General features: G+C 41.3%; 11 protein-coding genes. 1 reads left to right on the forward strand and 10 read right to left on the reverse strand.

Going from position 1 to position 15,556, the window contains the following annotated elements:
* Nucleotides 1-131 precede the first annotated feature (131 nt).
* Nucleotides 132-1,064: a malate dehydrogenase gene (mdh, locus tag QMA00_RS17280; protein WP_008466462.1), complete on the reverse strand. Its 933-nt coding sequence runs from the start codon at nt 1,062-1,064 to the stop codon at nt 132-134.
* 225 nt (nt 1,065-1,289) lie between these two features.
* Between mdh and argR the strand changes: the two genes are divergently transcribed.
* Nucleotides 1,290-1,757 (forward strand): transcriptional regulator ArgR, encoded by a 468-nt coding sequence (gene argR / locus QMA00_RS17285; RefSeq protein WP_008114955.1) that lies wholly within the window; start codon nt 1,290-1,292, stop codon nt 1,755-1,757.
* A gap of 57 nt (nt 1,758-1,814) precedes the next feature.
* Here the strand turns inward: argR and QMA00_RS17290 are convergent, their stop codons facing one another.
* The 9 genes from QMA00_RS17290 to pdhR all read right to left on the reverse strand — a co-directional run bounded on the left by QMA00_RS17290 (nt 1,815) and on the right by pdhR (nt 15,274).
* Entirely contained in the window at nt 1,815-2,714 is a 900-nt protein-coding gene (locus tag QMA00_RS17290) for a Dyp-type peroxidase (protein ID WP_290158189.1), read from the reverse strand.
* A 39-nt stretch (nt 2,715-2,753) separates the two neighbouring features.
* On the reverse strand, nt 2,754-3,806 hold the full coding sequence (locus tag QMA00_RS17295; protein ID WP_290158191.1) for an ABC transporter ATP-binding protein: 1,053 nt from the start codon (nt 3,804-3,806) through the stop codon (nt 2,754-2,756).
* The gene (locus tag QMA00_RS17300; RefSeq protein WP_290158193.1) at nt 3,807-5,438 is read right to left on the reverse strand and encodes an iron ABC transporter permease; all 1,632 of its coding nucleotides are present in this window, start codon (nt 5,436-5,438) and stop codon (nt 3,807-3,809) included.
* Complete coding sequence (locus tag QMA00_RS17305; protein ID WP_013465926.1) at nt 5,438-6,442, reverse strand: Fe(3+) ABC transporter substrate-binding protein; 1,005 nt, start codon at nt 6,440-6,442, stop codon at nt 5,438-5,440. Before QMA00_RS17305 ends, QMA00_RS17300 begins: the two co-directional genes overlap by 1 nt.
* A gap of 842 nt (nt 6,443-7,284) precedes the next feature.
* Entirely contained in the window at nt 7,285-7,971 is a 687-nt protein-coding gene (locus QMA00_RS17310) for a DTW domain-containing protein (RefSeq protein ID WP_290158196.1), read from the reverse strand.
* A gap of 275 nt (nt 7,972-8,246) precedes the next feature.
* Nucleotides 8,247-9,674 (reverse strand): dihydrolipoyl dehydrogenase, encoded by a 1,428-nt coding sequence (lpdA, locus tag QMA00_RS17315; RefSeq protein WP_013465928.1) that lies wholly within the window; start codon nt 9,672-9,674, stop codon nt 8,247-8,249.
* Nucleotides 9,675-9,837: 163 nt separating this feature from the next.
* Entirely contained in the window at nt 9,838-11,763 is a 1,926-nt protein-coding gene (gene aceF, locus QMA00_RS17320) for a pyruvate dehydrogenase complex dihydrolipoyllysine-residue acetyltransferase (protein ID WP_290158198.1), read from the reverse strand.
* A gap of 10 nt (nt 11,764-11,773) precedes the next feature.
* Nucleotides 11,774-14,440, reverse strand: a complete 2,667-nt coding sequence (gene aceE, locus QMA00_RS17325) for a pyruvate dehydrogenase (acetyl-transferring), homodimeric type (protein ID WP_290158200.1) — start codon at nt 14,438-14,440, stop codon at nt 11,774-11,776.
* 84 nt (nt 14,441-14,524) lie between these two features.
* Nucleotides 14,525-15,274, reverse strand: a complete 750-nt coding sequence (gene pdhR / locus QMA00_RS17330; protein WP_008114937.1) for a pyruvate dehydrogenase complex transcriptional repressor PdhR — start codon at nt 15,272-15,274, stop codon at nt 14,525-14,527.
* Nucleotides 15,275-15,556: the final 282 nt, after the last annotated feature.

Consider the following 15,556-nt stretch of genomic DNA (forward strand, 5'->3'; position numbering starts at 1 on the left):
AAATATCATTTTTGATTCAATACGTTAGTAAATCTCTTAACCAGAGTTCAGGTTAAGTTATACTGTGTAGATAATTCCGAGCAATAAAAAAGCCTGCAAGTGCAGGCTTTTTTATGGGTTAATTTTGGCTATTACGCCATAAAATCAACACCTTCTTTAATGTCTTTTTTCAGAGTTTCAAGCATATCATTTTTTGCTTGCTCTTCAAATGCGCTTAAAGTGCCGTAAGAAAGAATTTCTTCTACGCCATTTTTACCTAAACGTACTGGATGTGCGAAGTACTCTGCATCGCCATTTTCAACAGCAACGTATGCATAATCTACAACGTCTTCACCTTGTAAGCCTTTAACTAAAGACATACAAAAACGTGCAGCAGCAGCACCCATAGATAATGTTGCAGAACCACCGCCCGCTTTAGCATTAACTACTTCAGTACCCGCGTTTTGGATACGTGGAGTCAGTGCAGCCACTTCTTCATCAGTGAAAGTAACACCTTCAACTTGAGAAAGTAACGGTAGGATAGTTGTGCCTGAGTGGCCACCAATTACTGGAACTTTAACGCTTGCTACGTCAACGCCTTTAAGCTCAGCAATGAACGCTTCAGAACGGATCACATCGAGTGTTGTAATACCGAATACACGTTTAGCATCATAAGTACCTGCTTTTTTAAATACTTCAGCAACAATTGGTACAGTGCCGTTAACTGGGTTAGTAATAATACCCACAAGCGCTTTAGGACAGTTAGCAACAATGCCTTCTGCTAGTGTTTTGATGATACCAGCGTTAACATTAAATAAATCAGCACGATCCATACCTGGCTTACGTGGCATACCCGCTGGGATAAGAACGATATCACAACCTGTTAATGCTTTATCTAAATCGTCAGCACCAAAACCTGCAACTTTAACATCTGTTGGGATGTGAGAAAGGTCAACAGCAACACCAGGAACTACTGGCGCAACATCATATAGTGATAATTCAGAGCCAGCTGGTAAACCTGTTTTTAATAATAAAGACAACGCTTGACCGATACCGCCTGCAGCACCTAATACAGCAACTTTCATTGGAATTCTCCGTGATTTGAGGTAGGAAATATTTGTGGTTCATAAGATAAAGAAATTAACGACTAAAAACAAATTTATCCTGCTTATTTTAGCTATATTTTCGACCATAGTTGTAAACTTTGCTGTTTAAACGCAGCAAAATGGCAACTTAAGCAAACAACTGCTGCATAATTATGCATTTTTGTGTAGAATTTGCAGTATCTATTACATAACTAATTAGACACTATGCAACCACAAGATAAACAAGAAGCATTGGTTAAAGCCTTTAAAGCACTTTTAAAAGAAGAAAACTTTGGCTCACAAGGCGAAATAGTTGATGCGTTAAAAGAGCAAGGCTTTGATAATATTAGCCAAAGTAAAGTGTCGCGAATGTTAAGTAAGTTTGGCGCGGTACGCACCCGTAATGCAAAACAAGAAATGGTATACTGTTTACCCGCCGAAATGGGGGTACCAACCGCTAAGAGCCCATTACGCCAGCTCGTTATTGATATTATGCATAACGAAATGATGATTATTATTCGCACCAGCCCAGGCGCTGCGCAGCTAATTGCCCGTTTACTTGATTCATTAGGTAAAGCAGATGGCGTATTAGGAACAATTGCCGGCGATGACACTATTTTTATTGCGCCAGCGAAAGTATCAGAAATAGACCTCACATTAGAGCGTGTGCGTATTTTGTTTGATACGGTTTAAACTCGTTTGGTTATCACTGTTACGGCTATACTGATACGTAGCCGTTACTGGCTTGTTTTATAACTGCTTTAAAAATCGCACTGAGGGTGCAAAAAACGCAGAGCCCATATCTGCTTGAGTAAAATCAAGCCAATGGTCGTAATACTCCCCCTGCCCTAATCGGCTATTGAGTACTTTCTCGAACGCATCCCCTTTAGCCGAGCACGTAATCATTAACATCCCCTGCTCATACACGTCGCCATAAGGCATACTTTGATTTAGTAATAATGCTTGCCCCTGTTCATCTTTTAATTCACTTCGGGTTGCATGGCTGCTCTCAAGTGCGGGGCTGAGCAAGGTATTATCAAGGCGTGTACGACCCATTATTTGCTCTTGTTCATGTAATGACAAATGCTGCCACAAGCTCAAGTCATGTTTGAAGCGCTGCACATGAATGTAACTACCTTGATCTTCAAAACTATCAGGTTTGTTTACTAACGCCGTTACGCGTTTTTGACGGCCATGTGGGGTATCGCCCGCATAAATAAAACCATTAAAATCACGACCATCTAAAAAACGGAAATTACGAACTTGCTCTACCAGCTCAACATCAGGGGTGAATAGTTTGAGTATTTGTAGTGCAAACAAGTGGTTTACATCTTCTCTGTCTGAGCGGATTTGCACAAACAAATCACATGGCCTTGCACTCATCACAAAATCGCTATGGGTGATATTAGGAAAGCTTTGCAGCTCACTTGGCATATAATCAGGCAGAATGTGTGGCCAATATTGCGCGCCAATGGCGACCATACAAGAAAGCATAGATTCAGAGAATTGATCACTAAACTCATCTTCAATATCGCTCACTTTTTTAAGCTTAGCGCGAAGTGATTCGTCGTGACCATCAAGTACATTAAAAAATAAGTGCAAACCGTGTAAGTTTGCTTCAGCACAAATCCCTGATTGCGCTTGCGCCATTGTCATTCCTTACTTTTTAGAGCAAAACACAGCGATTAATTACGATTTAAAAAAATTCACCGTGTGCGGTTTTATTTTTATTGTAACCTGTTCATTAATTTCAAATGACTGGCCATACTGGGCTGCAACTTCTATTTCTTGCTCATCAATAACCACAGTGTATACATAAGCGGAGCCAATAAAGCGACTACTTAATATACTAACCCGCTCAGATTGCTGTTGCGTATCGTTATTACTAACAAGTTCAAGTTGATGCGGACGCACATAAATAACGCCCTTATCGGCCACGCCATGCTGCTGTGGCTGTATTGATTCAACCACCCCAAACTGCGTTTCATATTCAGTGGCGGTTAATGCGGTTGCGCTTAAGTATATGCCCTGACCCAGAAACTCTGCAACCTCCTTTGAACGTGGTTTAGCAAAAAGCTGTTCTGGCGTACCTTGCTGCGCAATTTTACCTTGGTGCATAACCGCTAGCGTATCTGAAAAAGCAAACGCCTCTTCTTTTGAGTGAGTAACAAACACAGCCGATACTTGCTGCGCCTTAATAATGCGCCTAATGTCGGCAATTAACTCAAATCGTACTTGGGTATCAATATTAGAAAATGGCTCGTCAAGTAACAGTAAGCTAGGTTTATAAGCTAATGCGCGTGCAATCGCTACTCGCTGCTGTTGCCCACCAGAGAGTTGATGAGGGAATCTATCGGCGCAGCCTACCAAGTGTACCAGCTTTAGCATCTCACTTACGCGTGCGTGTTTATCCGCTTTGCTCATACCGCTTAGACCAAAGCCAATATTATTCGCCACCGTTAAATGTGGGAATAATGCGTAGTCTTGAAACATCATGCCAATATTACGATGCTCTGGTGACACAAACGTATTGGCGTCACTGACTAACTTACCATCAATAAATACCTGTCCTTGTTTGGCTTCAATTAACCCTGCAATGGCTTTAAGCGTGGTGGTTTTGCCGCAGCCACTGGCACCGAGTAAACACACTATTTCGTCTTTACCTAAGGTTAGGTCTAAATCATCTACAACCTTAGTCCCGTTATATGCATAGCTCACGCCTTGTAAAATCAAACTACTCATTTAGCTACGTTGCTCCATTGAACGGTTAATAAAATATAACGGAATAAAGCCCACCACCACTATAAATAAAGCTGATATAGAGGCCAGCTCTAATTGTTCGTCACTGACATATTGAAACACGTGCGTTGCTAAGCTTTCAAAGTCAAAAGGCCTTAGCAGTAAGGCTGCGGGCAGCTCTTTCATACACTCAATAAAGACCAATAAACCTGCGGTTAATAAGCCTCGGCGCAATAAAGGCAAATGCACTAAGCGTAATGTGCGGCCTTGGCTTTTCCCCATTGACTGACTTGCCATATCAAGGGAGGGGCTAATACGTGAAAAGCTTGACTCTATGGCACCATGTGCAACTGCGTAAAATCGCACTATATAAGCAAAAATAATAGTGACTAAGCTGCCAGTAAGTAATAAGCCAATATCTAAATCATAAGGGGTTAAAATGCGGTTAATGGTGTTTTCTAATAGTGTTAGTGGCAACAATACCGCAATCGCTAATACTGTGCCGGGTAACGCATAGCCCGTACTGGCCAAACGCCCAGGAATTAATGGATTTGTTTGTTTAGCAATGCGCTGATAAAACACCACTAAAACACTCAGTATAATAGTCACCACACTGACTACAGCCGCCACTTTTAAACTTTGCCATGCATAGCTAAAAAACTCACTATTCCACGCTTGATCAAAATACATAACTGCATATTTGAGCAATACAACAATCGGAATAATAAACGAAATAATTAAAATAAAGCTACAAAACCCAGTTGCTAGCCACGCAGACTTGCCTTTGAGGATATAAAGCGCCTCGCTGTTCACGCTCGATTGACGCTCAAACACCGCTTGGTTACGACGGCTAAAACGCTCGGTGATCAATGCTAAAAACAGCAATAACAACATCACCCCTGAAATTTTTGCTGCTGCAGTTAATGAATAATAGCCAAACCAGGTATCGTATACGGCAGTGGTTAATGTACTGACAGCAAAATAGCTTACGGTGGCAAAATCAGCCATGGTTTCCATGCTGATCAAAGCAAGTGCCGCTACAATGGCACCACGGGATAATACAAGGCTGACTTTAAAAAAGCTTTTCCATGCATTTAGCCCCATTAACTGACTGGCTTGGACTAACTTAAAAGATTGTTCTCGCAGTGCAGTTTTAAAAATTAAATATAAATACGGGTAGAGTACCAGCGCAATCATAACAATTGCCCCTGGTAAGGTGCGTATATCAAAAAACCAGTAGTCACTTGGCGACTGCCAACCAAACCACTCTCTTAGAGTTATTTGTACCGGCCCCGCATAGTCGAGTAAATCGGTGTACACATAAGCAATAATATAAGTAGGCATGGCAAGAGGCAGCATCAATGCCCATTCAAATTGTTTTTTACCAGGAAAACGGCAATAAGCGGTGAGCCAACCCAGTGGTAACGCAATAAAGCAGCTAAGTAACCCTACACCTAAAACCAGTAATACGGTATTACTTATATAGTCCCACAGTACGGTATTCCACAGGTGGGTAAATACCTCTGAGTCGCCTTGTAAAGATTCTAATAGTAGGAAAAACAACGGGGTCGACAGCAATAACCCCGTCGACCACGCAATAAGCTGCCATTTTGACAGCTGAAATTTATAAGTCATTAAAGATCGAACTTCACCTCATCAATTAGCTTAAGTGCTAACGGACGATATTTGCTAATTTCATCAAGCGGTAAGCTGTCTTCCTTAAAGCTTCCCCATGATGCAACCAAACTAGAAAGTTTCACACCTGGCTTAACCGGATACTCCATATTGAGCGAGGCATACATATTTTGCGCCTTATTGTCTGTCATATACTCTATGAGTTTCAAGGCATTTTCAGGGTTTTTAGCATACTTAGTAATAACCGCACCCGATACATTTATATGTGATCCTCGGTCAGTTTGATTTGGAAAGTTAATATGAACGGCTTCAGCCCATGGTTTTTGTGCTTCATCTTGCAGCATTTTGCCCAAGTAATAACTATTACCTAAGGCTAAATTACATAAACCTTCTTTAACCGCTTTAACTTGCGCTCGATCGTTACCTTGAGGTTTACGCGCTAAATTAGCTTTTACACCCTCAAGCCATGTTTTCGTCTGTGCTTCACCATGATGAGCGATCATAGAAGCTACAAGGCCTAAGTTATATGGGTGTTTGCCAGAGCGAGTACAAATTTGTCCTTTGTATTGCGGCTCAGCAAGCGCTTCGTAGGTAAGGTTAGGCAATGCGCCTAAACGCTCTTTTGAAGAGTAAACATTACGCACGCGCTTAGTGAGCGCTACCCACTGACCATCGCCATCACGAAATGCCGCCGGGACATTATTATTAACCAGCTCGCTTTCTATGGTTTGCGTAAGATTTAGCTCTTCTAATTGAATTAAAGCACTAAAGTTTGAGGTTAAAACTAAATCGGCTTTGCTGTGTTTACCTTCACGCTTAACACGTTCTATTAAGCCTTTTTTAGCAAACACCACATTGGTTTTAATGCCCGTTTGCTGTGTAAAATCGTCTAAAATAGGTTTAATTAAAAAAGGTTGTCGAAATGAGTAAATATTCACAACATCGGTTGCAACAGCCGGTGCTGAGGCAATTAACCCAACAACAAGCGCGAGTGTTTTTTTCATATTGTCTTACCTAACTAATAATTATTATCATTAATTTTACCGCGATGAACTAAAAAGTGCACACTTTATATAATCACTTCGTGATAAATACGCCCAAAAAAGAAAACCCTTGTAAGACATCTCTTACGCTTATGACAGCAAATGAGTAAAAACACCCTGCACAACACCCTAAAAACAAACTAAGCTATTGTATTTTAAGTTATTTAAATATATTTCATTTGTAAGAACATAAACCATAAGCGGTTTTATCCTACATTTACTGCAAATCACTCTCTATAATTAACCCATAAATAAGCAACGACGCTTACCGAGTAAATGGAAACGGACTAACTACTCGAATACCAAGGTTTGGTTTTTAGGATAACAGGGATTTAAGGACAGGCTCAGGATGAGTATCGCAATGGAATGTTGCATAAGGGATAGCATCAGGATGATGCGTAATGGATAACAACACGGAAAAGTTGTTGCTAAAGGATAGGGAATAAAACGGACAGGCCTTAGGGCAACACAACGGAATGGTAGCAAAAGGAATGCACTCGGATGTGCAATAAGGATTGGTAATAGATTTTACCTTACAGGATGTTTTAGGGATTTATGGAGACAGGCCCGGATAGCCTATATTACATAGAACTAGAAAGTAATATTGTAATAACACGGATCGTAAAAATTGGAGTTGATTAGGTTCAATTGCAGGATGCAACAAAGTTAGAAGATTCCGCAAGCGCGACTAGAGATGGTTCGCGCTTTTCTTTTGCCTGAAAATCAGCGGTCAGCCAAGATTATATACATTCAAACTATGAACAAGCATTAAATCCAGCTTTTTCGTATCAACATCCCGTACTTTATTCCGGCCTGCCTTTGTTGCGCTTACCGAGTAAATAGGCGTCGCGAAATTTGATAAAATGCTGTTCTAATTTAGTGCTCGCATCAACCTCACCAGCCAATGCCAATACCATAATAGCCACTTCTGCCGTACCTAACTGGTGAGCATGGGGTGCTACACGTAATCGGTAATCTGAGAGCTTTTGTGCGGTAATAGAAAGCACGGGCAAATTATCTAGATAAGGACTCTTACGAATCATTTTTTTAGCTTCACGCCATGTACCATCTAAAAATATAAATAAAGGCGTTTTACCTGCAACAGGCTCTACTTGCGTTACTACTCTATCTGTTTCAACATCTTCTGCAGGAAAAATCACAAAAGGCTGATATTTATCATTATTCAATAAAGCTAATAAAGCAGGATCTGGGGAGGTTCTATCCCAACGAAACGCATAATTGTCAGGGACTATTTCAGCAATTAAACGCCCTGTATTAGACGGTTTAAAACTTTCATTATGATACATCAGTAAACAAACCGCAGCGTCGCAACTTGCGTACTCAGCGCCCTCACAAATACAGTAATGCTTGGCAATTAAGCATTGCTCACAGCGGTCCATCTTACCGCCTCGGGCATTAAACTCGCGTCGAGATTCACTTATTTGCTGGGCACGTAATGCTAAAACTGAATTTTTTAAACTCTGGGTCACTGTGGTTTATTACCTATTAATTGATGGCTGCGCATTGTAGCTAAAATAAAAGAAATTAGATATCAGCTATCAGCTATCAGCTATCAGCTATCAGCTATCAGCTATCAGCTATCAGCTACAAAATTTTGCTCATATTAACTTAAGTGTCAAGGGAGCTTGTCTTTACTGACGGCTGACGACTGACGGCTGACGGCTGACGGCTGACGGCTGACGGCTATAAAAACAAAAAACCCAAGCCGAGGCTTGGGTTTTTTATCGCGATTAACTAAAAGAAATTACTTCTTCTTTTTAACTGCTTTTTTGTTTGGTAAATCAGTGATTGAACCTTCAAAAATTTCAGCTGCAAGGCCAATTGATTCGTTCAATGTTGGGTGAGCGTGGATAGTCAACGCTAGGTCTTCACCATCTGCACCCATTTCAATACCTAGACCGATTTCGCCCAGCATTTCGCCTGCGTTAATACCAATCATAGCACCACCGATAATACGGCCGCTTTCTTTATCAAAAATAAGCTTAGTAGAACCTTCAGTACGTGAAGAAGCAATAGCACGACCCGATGCAGCCCAAGGGAATACTGCTGTTTCAATGCTTAAACCTTGCTCTTTGGCTTCTTTTTCAGTTACACCCGCCCATGCAATTTCAGGGTCAGTGTAAGCAATTGAAGGAATACACTTAGGATCAAAGTAATGTTTTTGACCAGAGATAACTTCTGCTGCAACGTGGCCTTCATGAACAGCTTTATGCGCAAGCATAGGCTGACCCACTAAGTCACCAATCGCAAAAATATGTTCTACGTTAGTACGTAATTGCTTATCAACGTTAATAAAACCACGCTCATCAACATTCACACCCGCTTTATCAGCGTCTAACATGTTACCATTTGGTGTACGACCTACAGCAACAAGTACTTTGTCATAACGTACTGGCTCTGCCGGTGCATTTTTGCCTTCAAACGTAACATATAAACCGTCGTCTTTTGCTTCAACGCCAGTTACTTTAGTTGAAAGCATCACGTTAAACTTGTCTTTAACATGCTTTTGGTAAATTTTAATGATGTCTTTATCAGCAGCAGGAACTAGTTGGTCTGCAAATTCTACAACATCAATTGCAGAACCTAGTGCACGGTAAACCGTACCCATTTCTAGACCAATAATACCACCACCTAAAACAAGTAGCTTTTCAGGAACATCTTTAAGCTCTAGCGCACCCGTTGAATCAATAACGCGATCATCCTCAGGGATGAAAGGTAAGTTTACAGGTTTAGAACCCGCAGCAATAATTGCGTTATCAAAGGTAATGGTTGTTTTACCGTCAGCGCCTTCAACGTCTAAAGTATTGCTACCAGTAAATTTACCGTAACCAGATACAACTTTTACTTTACGCATTTTAGCCATGCCGTCTAAGCCACCTGTAAGCTGGCCAACAACAGACTCTTTCCAAGAACGAACTTCATCTAAGTCAATTTTTGGTGCGCCAAAAGTAACGCCGTGAGATGACATTTCTGCAGCATCATCAATCACTTTAGCTACGTGTAAAAGTGCTTTAGAAGGAATACAACCAACATTAAGACATACACCGCCTAATGTCTCGCGAGATTCTACTAATGTAACTTCTAAGCCCAAGTCAGCAGCGCGAAAAGCCGCAGAGTAACCACCAGGACCACCGCCTAGTACAACAACTTGAGTTTTTAATTCGTTGCTCATGCTATTACCTTTATTGTTTGAACGGGACACAGCCCCAAAATTTAACTGCCATGTTTCTGCAAGGCAGAAAAGGGCATTTGTGCAAATATTGTATCATTGCAAATGATAAAAATCCCAGCTAAAAACAACTGGCTGGGATTTGATTTTACTCACTCTGTAGTGATCACATCACTAACTGGCGTATATCACTCATGTAACTTGCAAGAGTAACAGTAAAGCGTGCAGCAAGCGCACCGTCAATCACTCTATGGTCGTAAGACATTGAAAGTGGAACCATTAGCTTAGGCTCAAACTCTTTACCATTCCACTTAGGCTTCATTTCAGATTTAGACACACCTAAAATTGCCACCTCAGGCGCATTCACAATCGGCGTAAATGCCGTACCGCCAATGCCACCTAGGCTTGAAATAGTAAAACAACCACCTTGCATATCTGATGAACTTAACTTGCCATCACGCGCTTTAACAGATACTTCCATTAGTTCACGAGAGAGTTCAATAATGCCTTTTTTATCAACATCTTTAAACACTGGTACAACTAAGCCATTTGGCGTATCAACCGCTACACCAATATTGATGTACTTTTTAAGGATTAAGCTTTCGCCATCCTCTGAAAGCGATGAATTAAATGTAGGGAACTCAGCAAGCGCTTTAGCTGCTGCTTTCATTACAAATACTAATGGCGTAATTTTAACACCCAGCTTTTTCTTCTCGTTAAGGGCATTTTGCTCTTTACGGAACTGCTCAAGGCTCGTGATATCCGCTTCATCAAACTGGGTAACATGTGGGATTTGCACCCAGTTACGGTGTAAGTTTTTACCTGACAGCTTTTGAATACGAGAGAGTTTTTTCTCTTCAATTTCACCAAACTTAGCAAAATCAACTTTTGGCCATGGAATTAAACCAAGCTCACCGCCACCAGCATTGCCTTTAGCTGCAGGTACTTGACCAGACTCAACTTGCTTAACCAGTTGCTTAACATAGTTTTGCACGTCTTCTTTAACAACACGGTTTTTACGACCTGTGCCTTTTACGTTCGCAAGGTTAATACCAAACTCACGTGCTAAACGACGAACCACTGGCGATGCATGAGCATAAGCGCTATTGTTTTCAAAGCTTTCAGAGCTTGCTTTAGCAGATGATGCTGCTGGTTTTGACTCAGCCTGAGCTGCCGGCTTAGATTCAGCCTTTGGCTCGTCTTGTTTTGCAGGCGCGTCACTTGGTGCACTACCCGCCACTTCAAATACAAAAATCAGGGAACCCGTTTTAACTTTATCGCCAGTCGCTACTTTAATCTCTTTAACAGTACCTGCAAACGGCGCCGGTACTTCCATAGCTGCTTTGTCGCCTTCAACGTTTAAGATAGATTGCTCTTCTTCTACGCTATCGCCAACCGCAACCATGACTTCGGTTACTTCAACTTCGTCATCACCAATATCAGGCACGCTAACTTCTTTTGTGCTTGATTCTGACGCTTTAGATGAAGCAGCTTTTTCAGTAGGCTTCTCTTGCGTTTTTGAATCACTTGCAGGTGCAGTTTCGTTACCACCACCAGCGACTTCAAAAACAAACACTAATGAACCCGTTTTCACTTTGTCACCAGTATTTACTTTAATTTCTTTTACTGTACCGGCAAAGGGTGCTGGTACTTCCATTGCCGCTTTGTCGCCTTCAACGTTTAAGATAGACTGCTCTTCTTCTACGCTATCGCCAACCGCAACCATAATTTCAGTTACTTCAACTTCATCATCGCCAATATCTGGCACAGTGACTTCTTTGGTTGACGAGCCCGATGACGCAGCCGGTGCTACTTCATCGGTTTTTTCAGCTTCTTTAGAGTCAGTAGCAGAATCTTGCGCTTCACCTTCAAAGATGAACACTAAAGTGCCTGTGGTTACTGTATCGCCCACATTTACTTTAACTTCTTTTACCGTACCGGCTTGTTCAGCAGGTACTTCCATCGCAGCTTTATCGCCTTCAACACTTAATAGTGATTGGTCAACTTCAACTTTATCGCCAACGCTCACTAGTATTTCGGTTACTTCTACTTCATCGCCACCGATATCAGGTACTTTAATTTCAATACTCATTGCAAACCTCTTATGCGTACAGTGGATTAAGTTTGTTAGTGTCGATGTTGAACTTTTTAATAGCTTCAACAACCACTGACTTTTCAACTTCACCACGTTTAGCAAGTTCAGATAATGTCGCAACTACCACGTAGCTTGCGTTAACTTCAAAGTGACGACGTAGGTTTTCACGGCTGTCTGAACGACCGTAACCATCTGTACCCAATACTTTGTAGTTACTGCTTGGGATAAATGAACGTACTTGCTCTGCGTAGTTTTTCATGTAATCCGTTGCAGCAACAGTGACTGAATCGTTTAATACGCTTGTAATGTAAGCTGTTTTTTGCTCGCTTTCTGGATTAAGCATGTTGAAACGCTCAACATCTTGTCCATCACGGGTAAGTTCATTAAATGAAGTTACAGAGTAAACATCAGATGCAATACCATAGTCTTCGCTTAAAATTGCCGCCGCTTTACGCACTTCAGTCATGATAGTACCTGAGCTTAATAGCTGTACGTTGGCTTTTTTACCTTCGTAGCTTTCTAGCTTGTAGATACCTTTACGAATACCTTCTTCAGCGCCTTCTGGCATTGCTGGCTGATGGTAGTTTTCGTTCATTAGCGTTAGATAGTAGTAAATGTTTTCTTGCTCTTCACCGTACATACGATGAATACCGTCTTGCACGATAACCGCTACTTCAAATGCATAAGTAGGATCGTAAGAAATACAGTTAGGTACCGTGTTTGCAAGAATGTGGCTGTGGCCATCTTCATGCTGTAAGCCTTCACCATTTAGCGTTGTACGACCCGCTGTAGCACCTAATAAGAAACCACGTGCTTGTTGATCCCCTGCCATCCATGCCATGTCACCAACACGTTGGAAACCAAACATAGAGTAGTAAATGTAGAATGGGATCATCGGTAAGTCGTTGGTGCTGTATGATGTTGCAGCAGCAACCCATGACGACATTGCACCTAGCTCGTTAATCCCTTCTTGTAATACCTGCCCTGAGGTTGCTTCTTTGTAGTAAGAAACAATATCACGGTCTTGAGGGGTGTAATTTTGGCCATGTGGGTTGTAAATACCGATTTGACGGAATAAACCTTCCATACCAAAAGTACGTGCTTCATCGGCAATAATTGGCACAATATTTTTACCAATACCTTTATCTTTTAATAAGATATTAAGTGCGCGCACAAAGCCCATAGTGGTTGAAATATCACGTTTTTGCTCTTCAAGTAACGGCTTGAACGCATCTACTTCTGGTAACTGTAACTTTTCAGAGAACTTAGCAATACGTGTTGGCGTGTAACCTTGTAGGGCCTCACGACGCGCATGAAGATACTTATACTCTGGAGAATCTTTTTCAAGCTCTAAGTATGGTAGCTCTTTTAATTGCTCTTCAGATACTAAATCATCTAAGCCTAAACGAGAGCGTAAGTGAGCCACATGCGACATATCCATTTTCTTAACTTGGTGCGCAATGTTTTTACCTTCAGCCGCTTCACCCATGCCGTAACCTTTTACTGTTTTAGCAAGGATCACTGTTGGACGACCTTTCGTCTCTTCTGCTTTTTTAAAGGCGGCAAACAGCTTTGAAGGCTCATGACCACCGCGCTTAAGGGCGAAAATTTCTTCATCGGTCATATCAGCAACAAGTGCTGCTGTTTCTGGGTAACGACCAAAGAAATGTTCACGTACGTACGCGCCATCTTTCGCTTTATATGTTTGGTAATCACCATCAACAGTTTCGTTCATTAACTGTAGTAATTTACCTGTGGTGTCTTTAGCAAGCAGAATATCCCAACCGCTTCCCCAAACAAGTTTAATAACATTCCAGCCAGCGCCTTTAAATAGCCCTTCTAGCTCTTGAATGATTTTACCGTTACCCATTACAGGGCCATCTAAGCGCTGTAGGTTACAGTTAACTAAGTAACACAGGTTATCTAGCTTTTCACGGGCAGCAAAAGAAATAGCACCACGTGATTCTGGCTCATCCATTTCACCATCACCTAAAAACGCATATACACGTTGGTTTTTAGTGTCTTTTAAGCCACGGCCATCTAAGTACTTTAAGAAACGCGCTTGGTAAATTGAAGAAATTGGACCTAAGCCCATAGATACCGTTGGGAACTGCCAAAACTCTGGCATTAATTTAGGGTGAGGGTAAGAAGGTAAGCCTTTACCATCTACTTCCTGACGGAAATTATCAAGCTGTTCGGCACTTAAACGCCCTTCAACAAATGCACGCGCATAAATACCCGGAGAAATATGACCTTGGTAATAAACTAAATCACCACCATCAACATCATTTGGCGCTTTAAAGAAATGGTTAAAACATACTTCATAAAATGCAGCAGACGATTGGTAAGACGCCATATGGCCGCCTAAGTCGAGATCTTTTTTCGATGCACGCAATACAATCATAATCGCGTTCCAACGAATAATTGAACGAATACGGCGCTCAAGATTTACATCACCAGGGTAGGCAGGTTCTTGATCAACCGGGATCGTATTAACGTAGTTTGTGTTAATGCCAGTTGGCATATCAACACCGTCTAAACGGGCTTGCTCTAACACTTGCTCAAGTAAAAACTGAGCTCGTTCAACACCTTCTTCGCGCACAACTGATTCAAGAGCTTGTAACCACTCTTGTGTTTCTAGCGCGTCTACGTCAATTTTATTGACTTCAGACATATGGAGGTTTCCTTATGTTTAAAATACTAATTTTATGTATTGAATACTTCACTGTTGAATCAAGTTAACAGTGAATGTACTTGCTTAATTTTGTTTGGTGCGTCTTAAACTACGTTCAATTCGCGAGTGCTCTTTACCCGCTTCAAGCAATGCTTCTTCAATATAGGCTAAATGCGCATTACTTGCTAAGCGAGCTTGTTCAGGATTACCGTCAATCACTGCATCCATTAATAAGCGTCTATGCTCGGCTAATTGGCTGCTTATATCTGACTTTTTAAGTAATACCGTTAAATTTTGTAAAACATTCTGCTCAAGTAAGCTTTGCATCCCTCTTACTAAATGCAGTAACACTACGTTATGAGACGCCTCTGCGATGCAAAAATGAAAGTCATTAATCGCTTTGGCTTTTTGCTTTAATTCATCTTTAGCTAATGCAATCTGATCAAAGCTCTGTTTTACTTTTGCAAAATCGTTACTTGTTCCGCGAAGTGCTGCGTAATAAGCCGCAATTCCCTCTAGCGCATGACGAAACTCTAATAAATCAAACTGTGATTCGGGGTGTTTACTGATCAAATCAAACAACGGATCAGTCAGTCCCTCTTCCAATTGATTTTTTACATACGTTCCACCACCTTGACGACGGGTTACGAGCCCTTTTGCCTCAAGCTTTTGAATGGCTTCACGCAACGACGGACGCGACACTTCAAATTGCTTAGCGAGTTCACGCTCCGGTGGTAACTTTTCTCCTGGTGCTAACGACCCCTCAAGAATCATGTTCTCAAGTTGTTGTAAAATAACATCAGATAATTTTGCCGCTTTAATTTTTAAAGACATTAATCAACGTCCGCGTTGTATAAGTGCTAGCAGCCCATTAAAGAAGGCTTTTAACTGAATGACCTGACCAAAAGGTAAATTGGTCATACCAAATTTTGCCATACGTTATCAAAAACCGTAATTACTGTCAATTTACAGTACTTTTAAAGCTCTAAGGCCAGCGTAACGTAATTTAAACAAAGTTCAAATAATACACAGATAGCAGAGAATAAAGAAAGGTTAATAAGATCAAAAACAAATGGTCAGACCAGCTGTTTTTAATTTTCGGGGTTCGGGGTTCGG

This window comes from Pseudoalteromonas sp. APC 3694, from assembly GCF_030407565.1.
Classification (GTDB): domain Bacteria; phylum Pseudomonadota; class Gammaproteobacteria; order Enterobacterales; family Alteromonadaceae; genus Pseudoalteromonas; species Pseudoalteromonas tetraodonis.

Excerpts from the sequence above, each read along its gene's own strand:
- argR (WP_008114955.1), top strand. The coding sequence starts at position 1,290 with ATGCAACCACAAGATAAACAAGAAGCATTGGTTAAAGCCTTTAAAGCA.
- aceE (WP_290158200.1), bottom strand. The coding sequence starts at position 14,440 with ATGTCTGAAGTCAATAAAATTGACGTAGACGCGCTAGAAACACAAGAG.
- pdhR (WP_008114937.1), bottom strand. The coding sequence starts at position 15,274 with ATGTCTTTAAAAATTAAAGCGGCAAAATTATCTGATGTTATTTTACAA.
- mdh (WP_008466462.1), bottom strand. The coding sequence starts at position 1,064 with ATGAAAGTTGCTGTATTAGGTGCTGCAGGCGGTATCGGTCAAGCGTTG.
- QMA00_RS17305 (WP_013465926.1), bottom strand. The coding sequence starts at position 6,442 with ATGAAAAAAACACTCGCGCTTGTTGTTGGGTTAATTGCCTCAGCACCG.
- aceF (WP_290158198.1), bottom strand. The coding sequence starts at position 11,763 with ATGAGTATTGAAATTAAAGTACCTGATATCGGTGGCGATGAAGTAGAA.
- QMA00_RS17295 (WP_290158191.1), bottom strand. The coding sequence starts at position 3,806 with ATGAGTAGTTTGATTTTACAAGGCGTGAGCTATGCATATAACGGGACT.
- QMA00_RS17290 (WP_290158189.1), bottom strand. The coding sequence starts at position 2,714 with ATGGCGCAAGCGCAATCAGGGATTTGTGCTGAAGCAAACTTACACGGT.
- lpdA (WP_013465928.1), bottom strand. The coding sequence starts at position 9,674 with ATGAGCAACGAATTAAAAACTCAAGTTGTTGTACTAGGCGGTGGTCCT.
- QMA00_RS17300 (WP_290158193.1), bottom strand. The coding sequence starts at position 5,438 with ATGACTTATAAATTTCAGCTGTCAAAATGGCAGCTTATTGCGTGGTCG.